The sequence below is a fragment of the Vreelandella zhuhanensis genome, from assembly GCF_009793355.1.
GTDB classification, from domain to species: Bacteria; Pseudomonadota; Gammaproteobacteria; order Pseudomonadales; family Halomonadaceae; genus Vreelandella; species Vreelandella zhuhanensis.
This window is the reverse complement of record NZ_WTKP01000001.1, coordinates 145,469-162,761: the sequence shown is the minus strand read 5'-3', so window position 1 is coordinate 162,761 and position 17,293 is coordinate 145,469. Positions and strand designations below refer to the sequence as shown.

At 52.4% G+C, this 17,293-nt stretch carries 19 protein-coding genes and 1 pseudogene; 6 read left to right on the top strand and 14 right to left on the bottom strand.

What is annotated here, in order from left to right:
- Positions 1–35: 35 nt before the first annotated feature.
- From fabI to GPM19_RS00690, 3 genes are read left to right on the top strand one after another with little or no spacing between them, the layout of a single operon-like run.
- A complete protein-coding gene (gene fabI, locus GPM19_RS00700; protein WP_227842035.1) occupies positions 36–812 on the top strand; it encodes an enoyl-ACP reductase FabI in 777 nt (258 codons plus the stop codon).
- 31 nt (positions 813–843) lie between these two features.
- The gene (locus GPM19_RS00695) at positions 844–2,262 is read left to right on the top strand and encodes a bifunctional enoyl-CoA hydratase/phosphate acetyltransferase (RefSeq protein WP_160416976.1); all 1,419 of its coding nucleotides are present in this window, start codon (positions 844–846) and stop codon (positions 2,260–2,262) included.
- 11 nt (positions 2,263–2,273) lie between these two features.
- Positions 2,274–3,512 carry an acetate/propionate family kinase gene (locus tag GPM19_RS00690; RefSeq protein ID WP_160416975.1) on the top strand — a complete coding sequence of 413 codons (1,239 nt, stop codon included), beginning with the start codon at positions 2,274–2,276 and terminating at the stop codon, positions 3,510–3,512.
- A 27-nt stretch (positions 3,513–3,539) separates the two neighbouring features.
- Here GPM19_RS00690 and GPM19_RS00685 read toward each other — a convergent pair whose 3' ends face one another.
- From GPM19_RS00685 to GPM19_RS00665, 5 genes are all read right to left on the bottom strand, one after another.
- Positions 3,540–4,766: an MFS transporter gene (locus GPM19_RS00685; protein ID WP_160416974.1), complete on the bottom strand. Its 1,227-nt coding sequence runs from the start codon at positions 4,764–4,766 to the stop codon at positions 3,540–3,542.
- A 54-nt stretch (positions 4,767–4,820) separates the two neighbouring features.
- Positions 4,821–5,555, bottom strand: coding sequence for an RNA methyltransferase (locus GPM19_RS00680; protein WP_160417246.1), 735 nt, complete (start codon positions 5,553–5,555; stop codon positions 4,821–4,823).
- A 147-nt stretch (positions 5,556–5,702) separates the two neighbouring features.
- Positions 5,703–7,346, bottom strand: a complete 1,644-nt coding sequence (gene groL, locus GPM19_RS00675) for a chaperonin GroEL (RefSeq protein WP_160416973.1) — start codon at positions 7,344–7,346, stop codon at positions 5,703–5,705.
- Positions 7,347–7,403: 57 nt separating this feature from the next.
- Complete coding sequence (locus GPM19_RS00670) at positions 7,404–7,697, bottom strand: co-chaperone GroES (protein ID WP_160416972.1); 294 nt, start codon at positions 7,695–7,697, stop codon at positions 7,404–7,406.
- A 263-nt stretch (positions 7,698–7,960) separates the two neighbouring features.
- Positions 7,961–8,476 carry an FxsA family protein gene (locus GPM19_RS00665; protein ID WP_160416971.1) on the bottom strand — a complete coding sequence of 172 codons (516 nt, stop codon included), beginning with the start codon at positions 8,474–8,476 and terminating at the stop codon, positions 7,961–7,963.
- A 185-nt stretch (positions 8,477–8,661) separates the two neighbouring features.
- Between GPM19_RS00665 and GPM19_RS00660 the strand changes: the two genes are divergently transcribed.
- Positions 8,662–9,423: an SDR family oxidoreductase gene (locus tag GPM19_RS00660; protein ID WP_160416970.1), complete on the top strand. Its 762-nt coding sequence runs from the start codon at positions 8,662–8,664 to the stop codon at positions 9,421–9,423.
- Positions 9,424–9,531: 108 nt separating this feature from the next.
- Here GPM19_RS00660 and GPM19_RS00655 read toward each other — a convergent pair whose 3' ends face one another.
- Together GPM19_RS00655 and GPM19_RS15315 are read right to left on the bottom strand one after the other, a co-directional pair.
- Positions 9,532–10,467, bottom strand: coding sequence for a hypothetical protein (locus tag GPM19_RS00655; protein WP_371829343.1), 936 nt, complete (start codon positions 10,465–10,467; stop codon positions 9,532–9,534).
- Positions 10,468–10,765: 298 nt separating this feature from the next.
- Positions 10,766–10,948, bottom strand: a pseudogene (locus GPM19_RS15315) (IS30 family transposase); the annotation flags it as partial.
- Positions 10,949–11,023: 75 nt separating this feature from the next.
- Here GPM19_RS15315 and GPM19_RS00650 point away from each other — a divergent pair.
- Positions 11,024–11,539: a hypothetical protein gene (locus tag GPM19_RS00650; RefSeq protein ID WP_160416968.1), complete on the top strand. Its 516-nt coding sequence runs from the start codon at positions 11,024–11,026 to the stop codon at positions 11,537–11,539.
- Between the two features lie 11 nt (positions 11,540–11,550).
- Positions 11,551–11,838, top strand: coding sequence for a hypothetical protein (locus tag GPM19_RS00645; RefSeq protein ID WP_160416967.1), 288 nt, complete (start codon positions 11,551–11,553; stop codon positions 11,836–11,838).
- Between the two features lie 170 nt (positions 11,839–12,008).
- Here GPM19_RS00645 and GPM19_RS00640 read toward each other — a convergent pair whose 3' ends face one another.
- From GPM19_RS00640 to GPM19_RS00610, 7 genes are all read right to left on the bottom strand, one after another.
- The gene (locus GPM19_RS00640) at positions 12,009–12,470 is read right to left on the bottom strand and encodes a hypothetical protein (protein ID WP_160416966.1); all 462 of its coding nucleotides are present in this window, start codon (positions 12,468–12,470) and stop codon (positions 12,009–12,011) included.
- A gap of 36 nt (positions 12,471–12,506) precedes the next feature.
- Complete coding sequence (locus GPM19_RS00635; RefSeq protein ID WP_160416965.1) at positions 12,507–13,220, bottom strand: hypothetical protein; 714 nt, start codon at positions 13,218–13,220, stop codon at positions 12,507–12,509.
- 69 nt (positions 13,221–13,289) lie between these two features.
- A complete protein-coding gene (locus GPM19_RS00630; RefSeq protein WP_160416964.1) occupies positions 13,290–13,637 on the bottom strand; it encodes a hypothetical protein in 348 nt (115 codons plus the stop codon).
- Between the two features lie 111 nt (positions 13,638–13,748).
- The gene (locus tag GPM19_RS00625; protein WP_160416963.1) at positions 13,749–14,528 is read right to left on the bottom strand and encodes a hypothetical protein; all 780 of its coding nucleotides are present in this window, start codon (positions 14,526–14,528) and stop codon (positions 13,749–13,751) included.
- Positions 14,529–14,902: 374 nt separating this feature from the next.
- A complete protein-coding gene (locus GPM19_RS00620) occupies positions 14,903–15,124 on the bottom strand; it encodes a hypothetical protein (protein ID WP_160416962.1) in 222 nt (73 codons plus the stop codon).
- 45 nt (positions 15,125–15,169) lie between these two features.
- Positions 15,170–15,415, bottom strand: coding sequence for a DUF1654 domain-containing protein (locus GPM19_RS00615; protein ID WP_160416961.1), 246 nt, complete (start codon positions 15,413–15,415; stop codon positions 15,170–15,172).
- Positions 15,416–15,647: 232 nt separating this feature from the next.
- Complete coding sequence (locus GPM19_RS00610; protein ID WP_160416960.1) at positions 15,648–16,169, bottom strand: hypothetical protein; 522 nt, start codon at positions 16,167–16,169, stop codon at positions 15,648–15,650.
- Between the last annotated feature and the right edge of the window lie 1,124 nt (positions 16,170–17,293).

Sequence of the window (17,293 nt, the reverse complement as noted above, 5' to 3'; positions counted from 1 at the left end):
ACTGCCCATTGCAAGCAATGAAAGGAGTCTCCGTTTTGAATTCTCATCCTTTTTCCATGCAAGGAAAGGTGGGCATCGTCGCCGGCCTGGCTAATGAAGACAGTATCGCTTACGGCTGTGCCAAGGCACTCCATGCAGCGGGAGCGGAAATGCTTGTGACTTGCGCTTCCTCCAAAGCTAAACGCTTCGTAACGCCACTATTATCCGATATGGGCGATCCCGAACTTGTGGTTTGCGACGTTCAGCAAGATGAGCAACTAAGTGCTCTGTTCGAGCGTGCCGATCAACGTTGGGGAAGGGTCGATTTCGTTATCCATTGCATTGCCTTTGCCCCGCTTGATGACCTTCATGGGAGGGTAGTGGATTGTTCGCGCGATGGCTTCTTGCAAGCGATGGATATTTCCTGCCATTCCTTTATGCGGATGAACAAACTGGCCGAGCCTTTGATGAAGGACGGAGGTAGTTTGATCAGCATGACCTATCATGGTGCTGATAAGGTGGTGGATAGCTACAACCTGATGGGCCCGGTCAAGGCGGCGCTGGAAGCCGCGACTCGCTACATGGCGGCAGAGCTGGGGCCGAAAGGTATCCGGGTGCATGCGATATCCCCGGGGGTGATTCGTACCCGAGCGGCGTCGGGATTGAAAGAGTTTGAAGCGCTGACTAGAGACACCGAAGACCGCGCGCCCCTCAAACGCTTGGCGACGATAGAAGATGTCGGTAATGCCGTGGTGTATCTAGCGGCACGTTCTGGTGCGGCACTTTCCGGAATGACGCATTACGTGGATGCGGGCTATCACATTCGCGCTTGATTCACCTGCCAATACGTTTAGGAGTCGAAATATGTCACAGACAAAGGAAAACGGTTTCATTGAGAATCGCACCTTCGATGAAATTCAAGTAGGGGATCAGGCACATTTGGAAAAGCGCCTGACCATGGAGGACATCAAGCTCTTTGCGGTCATGTCGGGAGACATCAATCCTTCCCATGTGGATGATGAATTTGCCAAGAGCAGCACCTTTCATGAAGTGATTGCCCATGGAATGTGGGGGGGCGCACTGATTTCCACCGTGCTGGGCACCCAGTTGCCTGGGCCGGGAACGGTTTATGTCGGGCAGACGTTGGCCTTCAAGGCGCCGGTGAATCTGGGGGACGTGCTCAAGGTAAGCGTCAAGGCCGTCGAAAAGAAAGACGAAAAGCATCATATCCGCTTTGATTGCCGCTGTGAGAACCAGAAAGGCAAGGTGGTTATCGAAGGCGAGGCCTGGGTATTGGCACCTACGCAAAAGATCCGGCGTCCGCGCACCGCCATGCCCCGGGTGCGCCTGGCCGAGCGTGGGCGGCTGCATGAGATACTCACTGCTGCCGATCATCCGGATGCCGTGCGTATGGCGGTGGTCCATCCGGTGGATGAAGTTTCCATTCTGGGGGCGACTGAGTCCGCCGAGCAGGGCTTGATCATACCGGTGCTGGTGGGACCGAAAGCCAAGATCGAGGCGGCCGCCGACGAAGCGGAAGTGGACATTGCCAATTTCGAACTGGTCGATGTGCCTCACAGCCATGCGGCAGCGGAAAAAGCGGTCGCCATGACACGTGAAGGCCAGGTCGACTCCTTGATGAAGGGAGCCCTGCATACCGATGAGCTATTGCGCCAAGTACTCAAGCGGGAAGGCGGATTGCGTACCGAGCGGTGTATCAGCCATGTCATGGCATTCGACGTGCCCACCTATCCTCGGCCGCTGTTCATTACCGATGCGGCGATCAACATCTCCCCCAATCTCGAAACCAAGCGCGATATCGTGCAGAACGTGATCGAACTTGCCCACGCCCTGGGCAATACCGACCCCAAGGTGGCGATTCTTTCGGCCGTGGAGACAGTCAATTCCAAGATCAGTTCGACCTTGGATGCGGCAGCGCTGTGCAAGATGGCGGATCGTGGCCAGATCACCGGCGGCACTCTGGATGGACCCCTGGCATTCGACAATGCCGTCTCTGAAACGGCCGCGGAAACCAAGAAGATCGTCTCGCCGGTGGCGGGCAACGCCGACATTCTGATCGCGCCCGATCTGGAGGCGGCCAACATGCTGATGAAGCAACTGACCTATCTGGCCGACGCCACAGGGGCTGGTCTAGTTGTGGGTGCCCGGGTGCCGATCGTGCTCACCAGCCGGGCCGATGATGCCATAACGCGCATGGCCTCCTGCGCTCTGGCGCTATTGTTGTCCGATTATCGAAAGAAGAATACGCATTCGTTATCATAAGGAGCGGTTTCATGAAGGATATTCTGGTCATCAACAGTGGTTCTTCCAGCATCAAGTTCGCTCTGTATGCTCCTGGCGATGACGACGACGAAAGCCTGGCGCGTTTTCAGATGCGTTATCAGGGCCACTTTTCCGGCCTCGGTCAGACGCCGCGCTTTACTCTCAAGAATGGCCAGGGCGAGCCGGTGGAAACCGAGCAGGCGCGCGAACTGCCGGAAGGCATGGAGCATCATGCCGCCCTTGAGCGTTTGCTGACATGGATCGAGCAACAGCCCGACCTTGAAGATATCGCCGTGGTCGGTCATCGGGTGGTGCATGGTGGGCGTGATTATCATGCACCGGTAGTGCTGGATGAGAAAAACACCCAGGCGCTGGAAACCCTGATTTCTCTGGCGCCACTGCACCAGCCGTTTTGTCTGGCGCCGGTCAAGATGCTTGCCGAACAGCGCCCGGACCTGGTACAGGTGGCGTGCTTCGATACCGCTTTTCATACCACGCAACCCGAGGTGTCCCAGCACTTTGCCATTCCGCGAGAGTTGACCGAAAAAGGCTTGGTGCGTTACGGCTTTCATGGGCTTTCCTACGACTATATCAATCGCGTCTTGCCGGGCTATCTAGAAAGCCATCTAGAAGACGCCTCAGCTGAACGGGTGATCGTGGCTCACTTGGGAAATGGGGCAAGCATGTGCGCCATTCACAATGGCAGGAGTGTAACCTCTACCATGGGCTTTACCGCCGTGGATGGGCTACCCATGGGGACGCGTTGCGGCAATATTGACCCGGGCCTGGTGCTGCATCTGCTGGAAGAAGAAAAAATGAGTGTCGATGAAGTCAGTGAGCTGCTCTACAAGCGCTCCGGCTTGCTCGGGGTGTCGGGAGGCATCAGCAGCGATATGCGTGAGCTTCTGGCAAGCGATGCCCCCGAGGCACAAGAAGCCATCGATCTGTTCATTTATCGTATTGTGCGGGAAGTCGGTAGTCTGGCGGCTGCCATGGGAGGGCTGGACCAGTTGGTGTTCACCGCAGGTATCGGTGAGAAAGCGGCTGCAGTGCGAGAAGGGGTTTGTCATGGCTGTGAATGGTTGGGAGTTACCCTGGATACCGAGGCTAATCAGCAAAATGCCCCACGCATCAGTCATCCTGAAAGCCGGGTAGGCGCCTGGGTGATACCCACCGATGAGGAACGCATGATCGCCTGGCACAGTGCGAAGCATCTGCAAGCCGAGTCAGCAAAGGCGAACGCTGAGTAGCAGATAAGTGCCTGCCTGGTGACTGGTTTATTGAGAAACCACTTGGATAACGGGGCGCTGCAAGGGCGCCTCGCTGATGAACCAGTGCAGGGCGGCGGCTATTACCGAAAGCAGGATGGCGATCTGCCAGACCAGATCATAATGGCCGGTCAGATCGTAAAGATAGCCGCCCATCCAGACGCCCATGAACGATCCCAGCTGATGGAAAAGAAACACGATGCCACCCAGCATGGAGAGGTGGCGTACACCGAACACCGAGGCCACGATGCCATTGGTCAAGGGCACGGTGGAAAGCCACAAGAGTCCGATGGCGATACCGAACAGGTAGGCGCTGATGGGGCTCAACGGCAGAAAGACAAAGGCGGCAATTACCCCTCCACGAATCAAATACAACCAACTCAGCAGATGTGGCTTGGAAAAGTGTCCTCCTAGCCAGCCCGCCAGGTAGGTGCCGAAAATATTGAACAGCCCTACCAGTGCCAGGACAGTACTGCCCACCTGTATCGCCAAGCCATTATCAAATAAGTAACTCGGCAAATGAACGGCAATGAACACCACCTGAAAGCCACACACGAAAAATCCCAGGCATAGCATCCAAAAGCCTCGCTGGCCGGCAGCTTCATTTAGTGCGGCTTTCAGACTGAGATCCCCAGCCTGGTGCGCCATAGGTTTATCCCGCAGCATGGCGCCCAGCGGTACCATCAAGGCCGCCATGCAACCCATGGCCAATAGTGCCGCCGACCAGCCCAGCCATTCGAGCAGACCCAGGGTGCCGGGCAGCATGGCAAACTGGCCGAAGGAGCCCGCCGCGCTCACGATACCCATGGCCATGCTGCGCTTTTCCGGCGCCACCGCACGTCCGACTGCCCCCAGGATCACCGAAAAAGTGGTACCCGAAAGGCCCAGGCCGATCAACACCCCGGCGCTCAGGGTCATGCTCAAGGCCGAGCCTGAAAGCCCCATCATCACTAGGCCCAAGGCATAGAGTGCGCCACAGATCACAATGACCCGAGCCGCGCCGAAGCGATCCGCCAAGGCGCCGGTAAACGGCTGGGTCAGCCCCCATATCAGGTTTTGCAAGGCCAGGGCAAAGGCGAAAACTTCACGCCCCCAGCCAAAATCGTTGCTCATGGGCGCCATGAAAAGCCCAAAGCCATGGCGCAGCCCCATGGCGGTGGCGATCACCATGCTCCCCAGGATGATCAGTAAAAGCACATGATGGCGCGTGACGACCAGGGTTGGTGTGGCAGGCATGATGGTTATCTCATTGGTTCGCAGACTAATTTATTGTCTACTATGGCATGCGTTTCAGTGCTTGTCTTCCTCGGGGGCCAGAGCGTTGAGCAGGCCACGCAGCAAGGAAAGCTCCTTGCGACTGGGTTGGGCACGGGTAAACAGCGCCTGAAGCTGTTGTTGGGTGCGCGCGTGGGGTTGGGTAAGAAAGCCACTTTGCTGCATCATTCGCGTCAGATGCGCCTGAAAATGCATGAACTGCTCACGGCTGGGGGGCGTATCTTCGAGCGGGCGCTGATAAGTGAATGCACTGTCGGCAGACTTGCGCCAGGCACGATGGACTTCATAGGCGAGAATCTGCACCGCCTGGGAAAGGTTGAGGATGCCGTACTCAGGGTTGGCGGGAATGCTGACTTGATGGGTGCAATGGCGGATTTCGTCATTGGTCAGCCCCGAGCGCTCACGGCCGAACACGAGAGCAACCGGTGCCTGATGGGCATTCTGGATCACCGTCTGAGCCATGTCGTCGGGTTCATCGAAATGCGGCAGCGGCAGGCTACGCAGTCGGGCACTGGCGCCGACCACCTGAACGCAGTCGTTTACCGCCTCTTCCAGGGAAGTGACGACACGCGCCTGGGCTACCAGGTCCTCGGCACCGGCTGCCAGGCGTGTGGCTTCTTCGTCGGGGAAGGCGCGTGGATTTACCAGCACCAGGTCGGTCAATCCCATGGTTTTCATCGCCCGCGCGGAAGCGCCGATGTTACCGGGATGAAACGTCTGAACCAGGACAATACGTATGCGGCTGAGTATGGGGTAAGGAAGCATGGGAGGCGCCAGATTGAAAACGCCGATAGTAACAAAAAACCGGTAATAGAATACGTAGCAGCCAAAAACAAGCCCCGCATGGGCGGGGCTTGAGTCGACGAGACGTCGGGGTGAAAGGCGCTTAGGCCAGCATTACATCATGCCGCCCATGCCTCCCATTCCACCCATGCCGCCCATGTCCGGGCCGGCTTCTTTCTCTTCGGGATCATCGGCGATCATGGCTTCGGTGGTGATCATCAGACCGGCCACGGAACCAGCCGACTGCAAGGCACTGCGCGTTACCTTGGCCGGATCGAGAACGCCCATTTCGAACAGGTCGCCGTATTCACCAGTCTGAGCATTGTAGCCGAAGTTTCCTTCGCCATCCTTGACCCGGTTGATGACCACGGCGGCTTCTTCACCGGCATTGGCAACGATCTGACGCAGCGGCGCCTGGAGGGCGCGCAACGCCATGTTGATACCGTGGTTCTGGTCTTCGTTGTCACCGGTCAGGCCAGTGAGCTTGGCCATGACGCGAACCAGAGCGGTACCGCCACCCGGCACGACGCCTTCTTCAACGGCGGCGCGAGTCGAATGCAGCGCATCTTCGACGCGAGCTTTCTTCTCTTTCATTTCTACTTCGGTGGCGGCCCCTACACGGATGACCGCAACGCCGCCGGCAAGCTTGGCAACGCGTTCCTGAAGCTTCTCTTTGTCGTAATCAGACGAGGTGTCTTCAATCTGGGTACGAATCTGGTTGACGCGCGCCTCGATGTCGTTTTCAGCACCGGCACCATCGATGATGGTGGTGTTTTCCTTGGACATGGTCATGCGCTTGGCAGTACCCAGGTGATCCAGGGTGGTCTGTTCCAGCGTCAGGCCGACTTCTTCGGAAATCACGGTGCCGTTGGTCAGGATAGCGATATCCTGCAGCATGGCCTTGCGACGGTCGCCGAAGCCGGGTGCCTTGGCAGCAGCTACCTTGACGATACCGCGCATGGTGTTGACCACCAGTGTTGCGAGAGCTTCACCTTCGATATCTTCGGCGATGATGGCCAGCGGCTTGCCCGCCTTGGCCACGGCTTCCAGCACCGGCAACAATTCGCGGATGTTGGAGATCTTCTTGTCGACCAGCAGCAGGTAGGGATCTTCCAGTTCTACCGTCATGGTGTCCTGGTTGGTCACAAAGTACGGTGACAGGTAGCCGCGATCGAATTGCATGCCTTCGACAACTTCCAGCTCGTCTTCAAAGCCACGACCTTCGTCGACCGTGATGACGCCTTCCTTGCCGACCTTCTCCATCGCTTCGGCAATGATCTCACCGATGCGCTTGTCGCCGTTGGCGGAAATGGTGCCGACCTGAGCGATTGCCTTGGTGTCGGTGCAAGGAACGGACAGTGCCTGAATTTCCTTGACCGCTGCAGCGATGGCCTGGTCTATACCGCGTTTGAGATCCATCGGGTTCATGCCCGCGGTCACGCCCTTGAGGCCTTCGGTCACGATAGCGTGAGCCAGAACAGTGGCGGTAGTGGTGCCATCACCTGCAACATCGGAAGTCTGTGAGGCGACTTCCTTGACCATCTGCGCACCCATGTTCTCGAACTTGTCTTTCAGTTCGATTTCCTTGGCAACGGAAACGCCGTCCTTGGTGATGGTGGGTGAACCGAAGGATTTTTCGATGACGACATTACGGCCTTTCGGGCCGAGGGTGACCTTGACTGCATTGGCTAGGATATCGACGCCACGCGCCATACGCTTGCGAGCATCATCGGAAAACTTAATTTGCTTAGCTGCCATGTTGATTATTTCCTAAAATCGAGTTCGTGAAACGTGATGGTGAAGAAAAGCAGTCGCTTAGCCTTCAACAACCGCAAGAATGTCGGATTCGCTCATGATCAGGACTTCTTCGCCATCGATCTTCTGTTTCTCGACCCCGAAGCTATCCTTGAAAATCACGTTGTCGCCAACCTTGACGTCGAGCGGGCGAACTTCACCATTTTCCAGAATGCGTCCGTTACCTACTGCCAGAATTTCACCACGAGTGGGCTTTTCCTGTGCATTGCCTGGAAGCACGATGCCGCCAGCAGTTTTCTGTTCTTCTTCCACGCGACGGATAACGACGCGATCGTGCAAAGGACGGATGTTCATGCTCACGTTCTCCTAACTAGTATCAAGGCCCACATGGGCGGTTATCTAAGTGTCATTCCCTCAGGGGGTGCCTGCCGGGAAGTGAAGGTGCCTGGGGCGCCTTCCTTGTCGATGGTGATACCGCGGATAACTGCGTTATCACCTGAACTGTGTGCTGCCACAAAAGTGGGGGCTGGACGTAGTCTTTCAAGGGGTTGGCACAAAAAAAATCCCTGTTCGCTGAAATGACCAGAGTATTCATGAGCACCGACGAAGAGTATCCCTTAGCGCCGATGAAAAGGTTCGTCACGGCTGATGAAGTCGCCTTCAAGAGGCTGGCTGTTCGATGCCGAAGCCTGGTCATGAGGCTCCTGTTCACGGCGTGGCTGGCGATCCCGTTGAGTGAAATTAGTCTCCTGGTCGTGATGGGGAGCGCGCTTCTTGCCTCCGGCACGCAGTCCCAGCCAAGTCAGTACCTTGAGCAATAGCTGACGTGCAGCAGGTATCAGGCAGGCAAAGCCCAGGGCGTCGGAAAGAAACCCGGGTGCCATCAGCAGGGCACCTCCGAAAATCAATGCCGCACCGGTTAGCAATTCACCGGAGGGAAGTTCTCCTGCATTCATGCGTTGTTTGGCACGAGCCAAGGTGGCCACGCCTTCCTTGCGAATAAGGTGCAAGCCGGCAACACCGGTGAGTAATATCAGAACCAGGGTAGTCAGGAGGCCGATTTGACTACCCACTGAAAATAGAATGACAAAATCAATAAGGGTAAATAATGAAATAAATAACAAGATGGGCATGCTGGCTCCGAATATAACGTCCTTGGTCAATGTGGTGGCATTCCACCAAAAAACAAGGGTGTGGGGGTTGCTCGATTTTTTATAGGTCATGCGCTATGCTGCGATGCACAATGAATGAGTACTGTGATTGGCGATAAAGAAGCATAGAGTCGATGATAAATTGTTGAAGTGAAAGGAGACGCAAAATGGAATTGGCAAATACAGTCATTGCAATTACCGGTGGTGCTCAAGGGTTGGGTCTCGCCATGGCGAGACGACTCGGTAAGCAAAAGGCAAGGTTGGCGCTGTTGGATATCAGTGCCGAGACGCTGGACAATGCCGTTTCTCAATTACGTGAAGAAGGTATCGAGGCCGAGAGCTTTGTTATCGATGTGAGCAATGAAGATTCGGTCATACAAGGATTTGCCGATATTGCCAGGCAGATGGGACCCATCCATGGCTTGGTTAACAATGCCGGTATCACTAAGGACGCCTTGTTGGTTAAAGCCAAGGAAGGTGAGGTGGACAAACGGATGTCGTTGAAGGATTGGCAGCAGGTTATCCACATCAATCTGACCGGTGTTTTTCTGTGTGGTCGTGAAGCCGCCACCCAGATGATCGAAGCTGGCCATGAAGGGGTAATCGTCAATATTTCCAGTATTTCCCAAGTGGGGAACATGGGCCAGAGCAATTACGCCGCAGCCAAAGCCGGCATTTCGTCGCTTACCGTCACTTGGGCGAACGAGCTGGCCCGCTATGGTATCCGCGTAGGAGGTGTGGCTCCTGGCTTCATGAAGACGGAAATGACCGAATCAATGCGATCGGACATGCTGGAAAGAATTACTTCGAGTGTGCCTCTGAAGCGCTTGGGTGAGCCTGATAATATTGCACAAAGCGTGGAGTTTATTTTTACAAACGATTATTACACCGGCCGTATTCTGGAATGCGATGGGGGTTTGCGCCTTTAATGCCTTGCGCCTTAACATCTGGGATCAAAGGATAACTGCAGTGCTCAAAGTCGGCCTGACCAGGCCGACTTTGACATCGTTGGTGTGGTTGGCGCTTTAAAATGGGTTTTAAAAAAAGTCTCGGTCAAATTCACGGTGAAAATACATCTCCAGGCGCAGTGTCATGGCCCAGCGAGGGTGGTAATCCTCTTCACGCGCAAAGTGCAGTTCAGGGATTACGTCGGCGTAAAGAATGCCCTTGTGCAGGTTGCGACGATAGCGGGTCTGGAGATAGTAATCGTTCAAGCGCGGGTCAGAAACGCTTTCTCCCAAGGCAATTGCCGAGTAACGCAGCGCACTGCGGCGATTGATTCGATGATTGAGTTCGGCGGTTTCGCTATATTCCAGGGTGTCGTGCTCTTCGCGCCACTGAACATTGGTGATAAAGCGTAGGTGCCGGCTGCTGCTGAGCGGCCGACCCATGTCCCAGCGAGTTCTCGCCGAGTAACCATCGTGGCTAAACCAGGAAAGCCGATTGTTGGATTCCAGTTGCCAAGGGCTTTCATTCAAGCTCCAGAGCCGTTCGTTGGTAAAACGAAGGTAAGGGTCGAGAGGTAACCGCAAACGCACCCCGCTATCCACACGGTTGTTCCATGTTTCGCGTTTGTCACGCTTTTCTAGCCAGGCGAGGCCCAGGGTGGAGGTGCTCCGGTCGCGCTGATCCCTGGCCAAGCGTCCGGAACCTTGTTCTTCCAAGGTACCCTGGGCTTCTTCCGGGTCACTTTCGATAAGCAGCCTGAGACGTTCTTCCGAGGTAGGCAGATCAAGTCGATAACGTAGGTTGAGCTCGACATCAGTGCCTTCTCCCTCTCGCCAATCGACTTCCTGACCGATACGCAGGTAAGACTCGTTATCGACTTCTTGATAATCATCGGTGCCGAAAAATCTATCGATGTTTCGTGACGTGGTATCTACCCATCGCGCCACGTTTGCATGGGCCGGAGAAAAATGGCGGTCTGCCCATTCGGGTAGGTCGCTATCGTTGACAGGTTCTGCTTGAGCCATGGAGCTGAAAATTCCACATAGCCAAGCACTGAATATCTTCTTCATTGAACGTCTCGTTGCATGAGCGACCGGCTCTCCGTCAGTGAACGGTCTCAATTAAGCTGTTGCGTTTCAATACCGTAAATCCAATTTTTTACTTGCCGCGGAGCCTTCCGATCCATAAATGGCAATGACCCTAAGCTCGAGAATGACAGGTTCTTTGCTCTGGAAGAGAGTCATTTCCTCCAGTACCCAGTGTTGCATGATCTGATGTGTGATACGCCAAAAAGATTGGCGGTTTCAAGTTCCAGGTGCAACGCTATTGAAGGGTGCTCGGACCGGCGAGTTTTCTTGAGCATCTCGGCGTAGACTTTCAGCGGCGTTTGCCAGTCCAGTGTCTTGCGTGGTCGTATTTCAGTGAGTCGGCAAAATCGTCGAGCTCTGCCTGCCTGTAGACGGAGAGGTCCGTATCCTCGGGTAGGTACTGCCGCAACAGGCCATGGTAATGGTGGCTTGAACAAATAGCGATGCGTTCCTACTGTTTACTAATTAGCTGGTTATGAACCGGAGAATAAGTGTGGATCCAATACGTTTACGCTTTGAGGTAATGCGTGACCTTTATCAGTCGCAGCGTGATCGTCGCGAGCAGATTCGAAGTAGCGTGGCCACACCAGTATCCGCGATGGCTTTCACTGTGTTTAATTTGTCGACGTTAGCCACACATTTAAATTTAGAAAATTGGTCTTACCCGGCAAACATGGCAATTTCTATTATGTTTTTTATAAGCATTGTCCTTTTGCTCTCTGGAGCAATACTTATAGTCAGGCTTGAGAGAAGCTTTATATACGTAGATCCCCCCGATCTGGAAGAGCTTGTAAGCGCAGAAAAAATACTTAGATACAGTGAAAATAGTGATGAGGCTGTAGCTGGCCAACTGCAGGAAATGATGTCGGGTAGCTATGATATAGTCTATCGCTGGTATTTTGCCGCAAATGAACAGGCTGCTAGAGACCGTACCCATGGGCTACATCTAATTTTATTTTCTCTCATTATAATTGTTATTTCTTATGCCTTTTTACCTTTTCAGATGTAAGGAAGGATGCTATGAAAAAATTTTTTAGAGGTTTGTTTAGCCACGTACGTCTCCATCATAAGCCTCAAGAAATGCCCCACTGGGTGCGTAAGCGTCTATATGACAATCTTCTTCTCTTAATGGATGAAGAAGAAAATGCACGGCAATTACTTAAACTTCCTATAAAACCTCGCTTGAGTATCGTTGATGAGGAGCGCGTTGTGATGATCTGCCCTTCTGATCGGAAATCACTCAGGCTTGATGAACAAATGCAGCAAGCCCGTAAAGACAAGAAGGAAGCAGACGAGCCAAAAGAATAGACAGTGATCACAAAGATATGCATGAGTATTTATTTTCTGGCGTATCTATTTTTTTAACTCTGTCGTCCATTCATACTCTCGATGTTGATTGGCTCATACGCTGCCAACACGGGCAGCTTTGGAGCGTAGGCGAAGCCGAAACGGAAAGGCTGTTGCCGTGATTTTCCTTTTTAAGTATCTAATTTCTCAACTCTTATCTCGACTTCGCTGTACCGGGCCCAAGGATCTCTACCATCCCAATTTTCCGGCATCTTGGATCTCAAACCAGCAGCGTTCAGGAGAAAATCCTCATCCCTAGTTACAACGACCCCGACGCAAAAACGCTGAAGGAAGCCATAGATCTTCTGCGGCGAGTTTTCGATATCGTTGATAATAGAGTTGATCAAAATCTTCTTTGGAACAATATGTTCGTGAACTAACTCCCTGTACGGAAGTCCTGACTGCAATGCCTTACTGGACCAATATTTACAGCCTTTGTGCTTGCCGTCAAATTCAGACCAAACCCAAGTGATTTCGGAGACAACAGCGAACTTGGTTCCGTAGCTCAGGTCTGCGCTAAGCACTCGAGCCAAATCATTACAAATGGTCTCTTTCGACCTGAAACGTGCGTTCTTCTCTGAAATTCTCGCCATAAAAACTTAACGCCATCGGTGAGGCGCGCGAGCGCTTTACCCGGTCGCTCTCGACCGCCTTGTTAGTGTCTCTTCGTGCTTCGCCCACCAAACATCAATGATTTTCGACATCTCAGGTTTGAAAGCGGCAATGTAATCGCTTGCTATGCCTCGGGCACCCGTTGGGTGCGGTAGAGCGACAACAGCAAGCCGTTCATACTGCTGAAATCCGAAACGGAATCGCGTGCAGCGCTTTCCGTTGTAGTAAATGGTTTTCTGAAGCCATTGGATCTCACCTGTTCGGGCACCGAAGATTGTCTCCACCTTCGGACTGAGCGCCGGCGAGGTAAACGCCCACAGCGGTTCCTGGCCGAAGAAAAATATGATGCCAGGTTTCAAGGCGGAACACGTCTCTAGGAATGACTTGTGCTCCTCGATGCATGCACGCTGAGTGTTCACGCCACGCACATTGTTTGAACAGGTCTGTAGCCAGTTGGTTTGGATGATCGATCGCTCGAACCGACCCGCTAGTCGTTTGCTCCGCGCCAATTCGTAACCCCAAAGATCGAACCAAGAAACAATTTTGTTTCTGAAGGGGTAGTCGTTGACCTCACTATCAGAGAAGAACGACTTGTGCGAGTCCGATCGGTCTATTCCCGTGGCATCCTGTCGCTCGTCATGTTTACTGTAGCCGTGGTTGATGCCGCAGAGCAGGAGTCCGCCTTCTCTGTTTTCCTCGATAATTCGGGTATGCACCGGCAGATCTTCCATCTTTTCTCCTGCACGCTAACGCGGAGCACAGCGGCGGCCACAGGCCGCGTACTGGTGCGATTGGTTATATTATCGGTCTCGAAGCTCGATGGTTGTATCAGGTGCATCTTCCCACTTCAGTGTTTGAAAGTGACCAGAGCACGAGCCGGCACGCGACAAATTATACGAATTAGCGCCAGTTACTTCGCCATCGAAAAACCGGATAACATTATATGTGCTAACCCCAAAACTTGTTCCAGTCGTACAGTACTGAAATGCCTCATTTTTACCATTAAATTGACGATTTTCTGGATTTCCCAGCTTACTGATTACCTCGGACTTACTGTCACCAGCATTTACCTCATAGAAAGCAGGATCAACCGTCGCACAGCCACCAACGATAATCGGAAAAAACAACAATATTAATAATTTATACACCCAAAAGTCCTCGAAATGCAAAAATGATATAACGCTTGCAGCATGCGCGCCCTTGAAATGGAGCCGAAGGCGCAATGGAAAGGGCGTCGCCGTGCCTGCGTTGGTTAGGCACTACTGTGCACCATTTTCAAGCCACCACATAACTGACTGAGCACCAATACCAAGGAGCCCGACGACTACAATAGCCCAAGTCAGATTATTGCCGACTTTGGCAGTCGCAAGGTTATCCCGATGTTGCTGTTTTTCCAGCTCATGATTGGACAGCGTTTCGAGGGCTTTGCCTGACAATACATATCCACCATTATCCCGCTTTAACTCACCAGACTCGGCAAAGGACTCCAACAACAGCTTTAGATGCTCCTTCTGTTCATCTTTGCCAGGGTGAAAAAACCACCTCCTTGTGTATAGCTGCATACCAAGAAACAATGGGTCAAATTTTTCTCTGGGTTTTTGGATACTACGTTCAACAAGATATTGGAGGAGATTCATACGCTCCATTCTGATCAGCGGCTGTCGGTTAAATCTTTTCTGAGAATTCCTATCTCGAAAAATTACCCAACGATGCCACCGAAAATAATAAGCCAATAGGAATTTCAGGGGGCTTGAGTAATTGAACTGGTACCCTTTGTAGTAGTGTTCAATTCTCAGGGTATATCCAGTGTTTTCGATTTCCCTTTGGGTAAGAATTTTGTCATTGCCTGAATCATTATCCGCTCTTACAAGCGCTTCATACCCTTGATCGGCCTTTCCTTTGAGCCATACCTGATCTTTCCCGGTGCTGTCCTCAAGATGAACCGAGTAAAAATCATTCTCGAGAGCTCTCGGTCCACTTAATGGTATTGAACCTGGCGAAGGCTTCTCAAGAGCTTTGTCGATTGCCCGAAAAAACAATGTACTCTCCTTGCCTAACAGTGATTATACGGCCAACAGCATAACCTTAATGAAAATGCCGGCACGTTTATTGAGGTTATGCAGCCGAATCGATCAAATCTACCTCATTGATTCCCTTGGGAGCAAAGCCAAATTTGGCAGCATATCCAAAATTCGCGAGCGTGCGCGGTTTGTCATTTTCAATAATGCTGTATAAAAATCAGGTATTGCCATAGCCAATAATTGGAGAATCAAGTCTATGAAGCTGATGGAAAGGGGCAGAGCCATCTTAAAGTTAAAACGAAGTGCCTCTACATAAGTTTTCGCGTCATGTAGAGGAATAAAAAGCATGGGGGTTATGAGCTATTTATACGCGCTTATTTGTGCATAACTACTTATAAACTTGGCTTTCTTGTGACCGTGCAGTGGCACACATCGCCATCGATATTATCAATGCGAACAACAAGTGGACGATCCTCAGCCGCACCTTCGGTAAACGGGAGCCAGGTATTGGAATCGAGCGCCCGTACATATTCTCTGCCCACATCAGGACCCTCCACCTGATCCGTGCCAATCTTTGTGGTCATGCCAACTTCAAGGCGACTTATATCTTGCATGGGTTTCTCCTGTGTCAAAGAAAATAGAGTAGCACTTGTGCATACTCATGCCATCGACTCCTCGGGGTTCCAGCGTAGGCGAATGTGCTCGCCGGATTCATCGAGCGGGATCATCGTCACGTGGCCGAGCGTGCCCAACTCTTCCAGTAGCTGGCGCCAATCATCATTGCTTTCATCTGGTGCCTTGGAGATCTCCGCGCACCGCTGAGATTGTGCCTTGGGCGAGTTGATCACGCGCTGGATGCGCTGCCCCAGGCGTTCGTAGCTGGTGGGCTGGGTAGGTTTAGCCATGGAGTTTCCTGGTTGGTTGCTGTGTGTGCATTTATACAGTAGTGAGCGAAGGAATTTCCATGGGGATAAGGTGCTTGGTCGCGTTTTGGTCGCAGAGGGTATGAAATCTGTGCTGTGTATGTAATCAGTGTGACGTTGCAAGCGGTTGATTTTGAAGCAAAGGCCCGTAGCAAGCGCGGCCTTATATTACTAAAAAACGGATTCAAAATCCGCCGCGACAAACAGGTTTTAATTACCCGAAGTTTATCAAGCCGGGAATACCGTTATCGGCGTTATGGATTATCAGTAGAGCATCCATGCGCTGCACAACATCCGGCCGCTCTGTTTGAGTCCAATGAAACCAGCGTCTACCCGCTTCGACCATGTCATTGCAGAATTCATCTACTTGAAGCTGAAGAACATTGTTGAGCTGATTTAGATGAGCTCGTCCCCATTTGGGGGGTTGGATAAAATGGAATCTTTCAAGAGTATGTTTCGCCTTACGCTCAAGCTCTCCACCACCAGCGTGAAGATAGCTGCATCTCAAGCCATAACAATCTTCATCACTCAAGAATATATGGTTTCCAGCAGGGCCAGAGCCCGTATATTTATCTTGCAGCCAGTTTCGGTACCATCCTTTGTACCTTGCGCCCACTCCGAGTTCAGGGTTCTCTAGTTTGCCTGCAATATCAGGTATCGTAAGAGCGGTCGAAAGCGCTCCGTACCAGTCTTGTGCTTCGATTGCTTTTTCGATTGACGTAAAAAAACGCTCCATCTTGTCACCCTGGCGTGCTTGATATGAATTTTTCTACCAGCAGTGTGGCACCGACACGAATCGATGCCACCTGCCAACTGAAAACTAGGCTGTAACTTATTGATATTTATAGAGCGAATTAGCCGTATCGGCTGGTGCTGAATAAGGCAGGTATTTATTTAAAATCAACAGGATACTGGGCGAAGCGCGGCAAAATGGGGTTGCAAGGGCGCTAAGAACGCGGAACCTATCCCTTAGCCAGTCTCTTAAATTGCCGCTTGGTCGCAGAGGGTATGAAATCTGTTCTGTATATGTAATCAGTGTGACGTTACAAGCGGTTGATTTTGAAGTAAAGGCCGGTAGCAAGCTCGGCCCTGGAACATCAACGCGGGCGATCCAGATTCGCCAAAACGCAAAAGAAACAAGAAACGCTAATAGCTAGAAAACTGTGTGACTTCCCCATCGCATACAGTGGCACGATGAGTGCCCTCATGGAAGCGAGGGTTGTACCAGGTTAAGCGCTCACAGCTTTGGCCGTTACGTGTAAAAGCGGAAGTACTGTCAGGTAGACCAAATGTAATGATTGCTTTGCTACGGGACATACCCGGCGTAAGGATGCCTCGAGCGCGTGAGCTGGTTTCTCTGTTTCGGCGTTCTATAGTGGTTTCAGACGGTTTAGAGGTATTTCGAACGTTAGAGTCGACAACCTGGGGAGAACGTGCGGAAGGTGACGAAGGTCGAGTAATTACCCGATCCGGTGCAGAGTAGGTCGAGAAAGTACTGCCGCTGGAATTACGCGGTTTATACACTTGAGCAGAAGATGGACAAGGGCTGTCCTGGAAGGTGGTAACCCCGGCAATGACACATTTGTGAATTTGTGCAGAAGCGAAGGGGGAAAAAGTAAACAAAAGCATGAAAGCGATTAGCTTGAACATCATCCTTGGTATCCAGCTGTAAACGTAGTCTCAGAGGATAGCATGAGATCGGATAGGGTGTGAAAAGTGTCCACATTGCGTCAACCTCGTTGAGCGTTTGCGAGCCAAAACAAACAATTTATGAGGTGAAAACCTAGCACGATCAATGCAATGTGCCGCGATGAGTAGATAAGCGAAGGCTTCAAAATCCGCCGACTGTTGGCAGGGCTA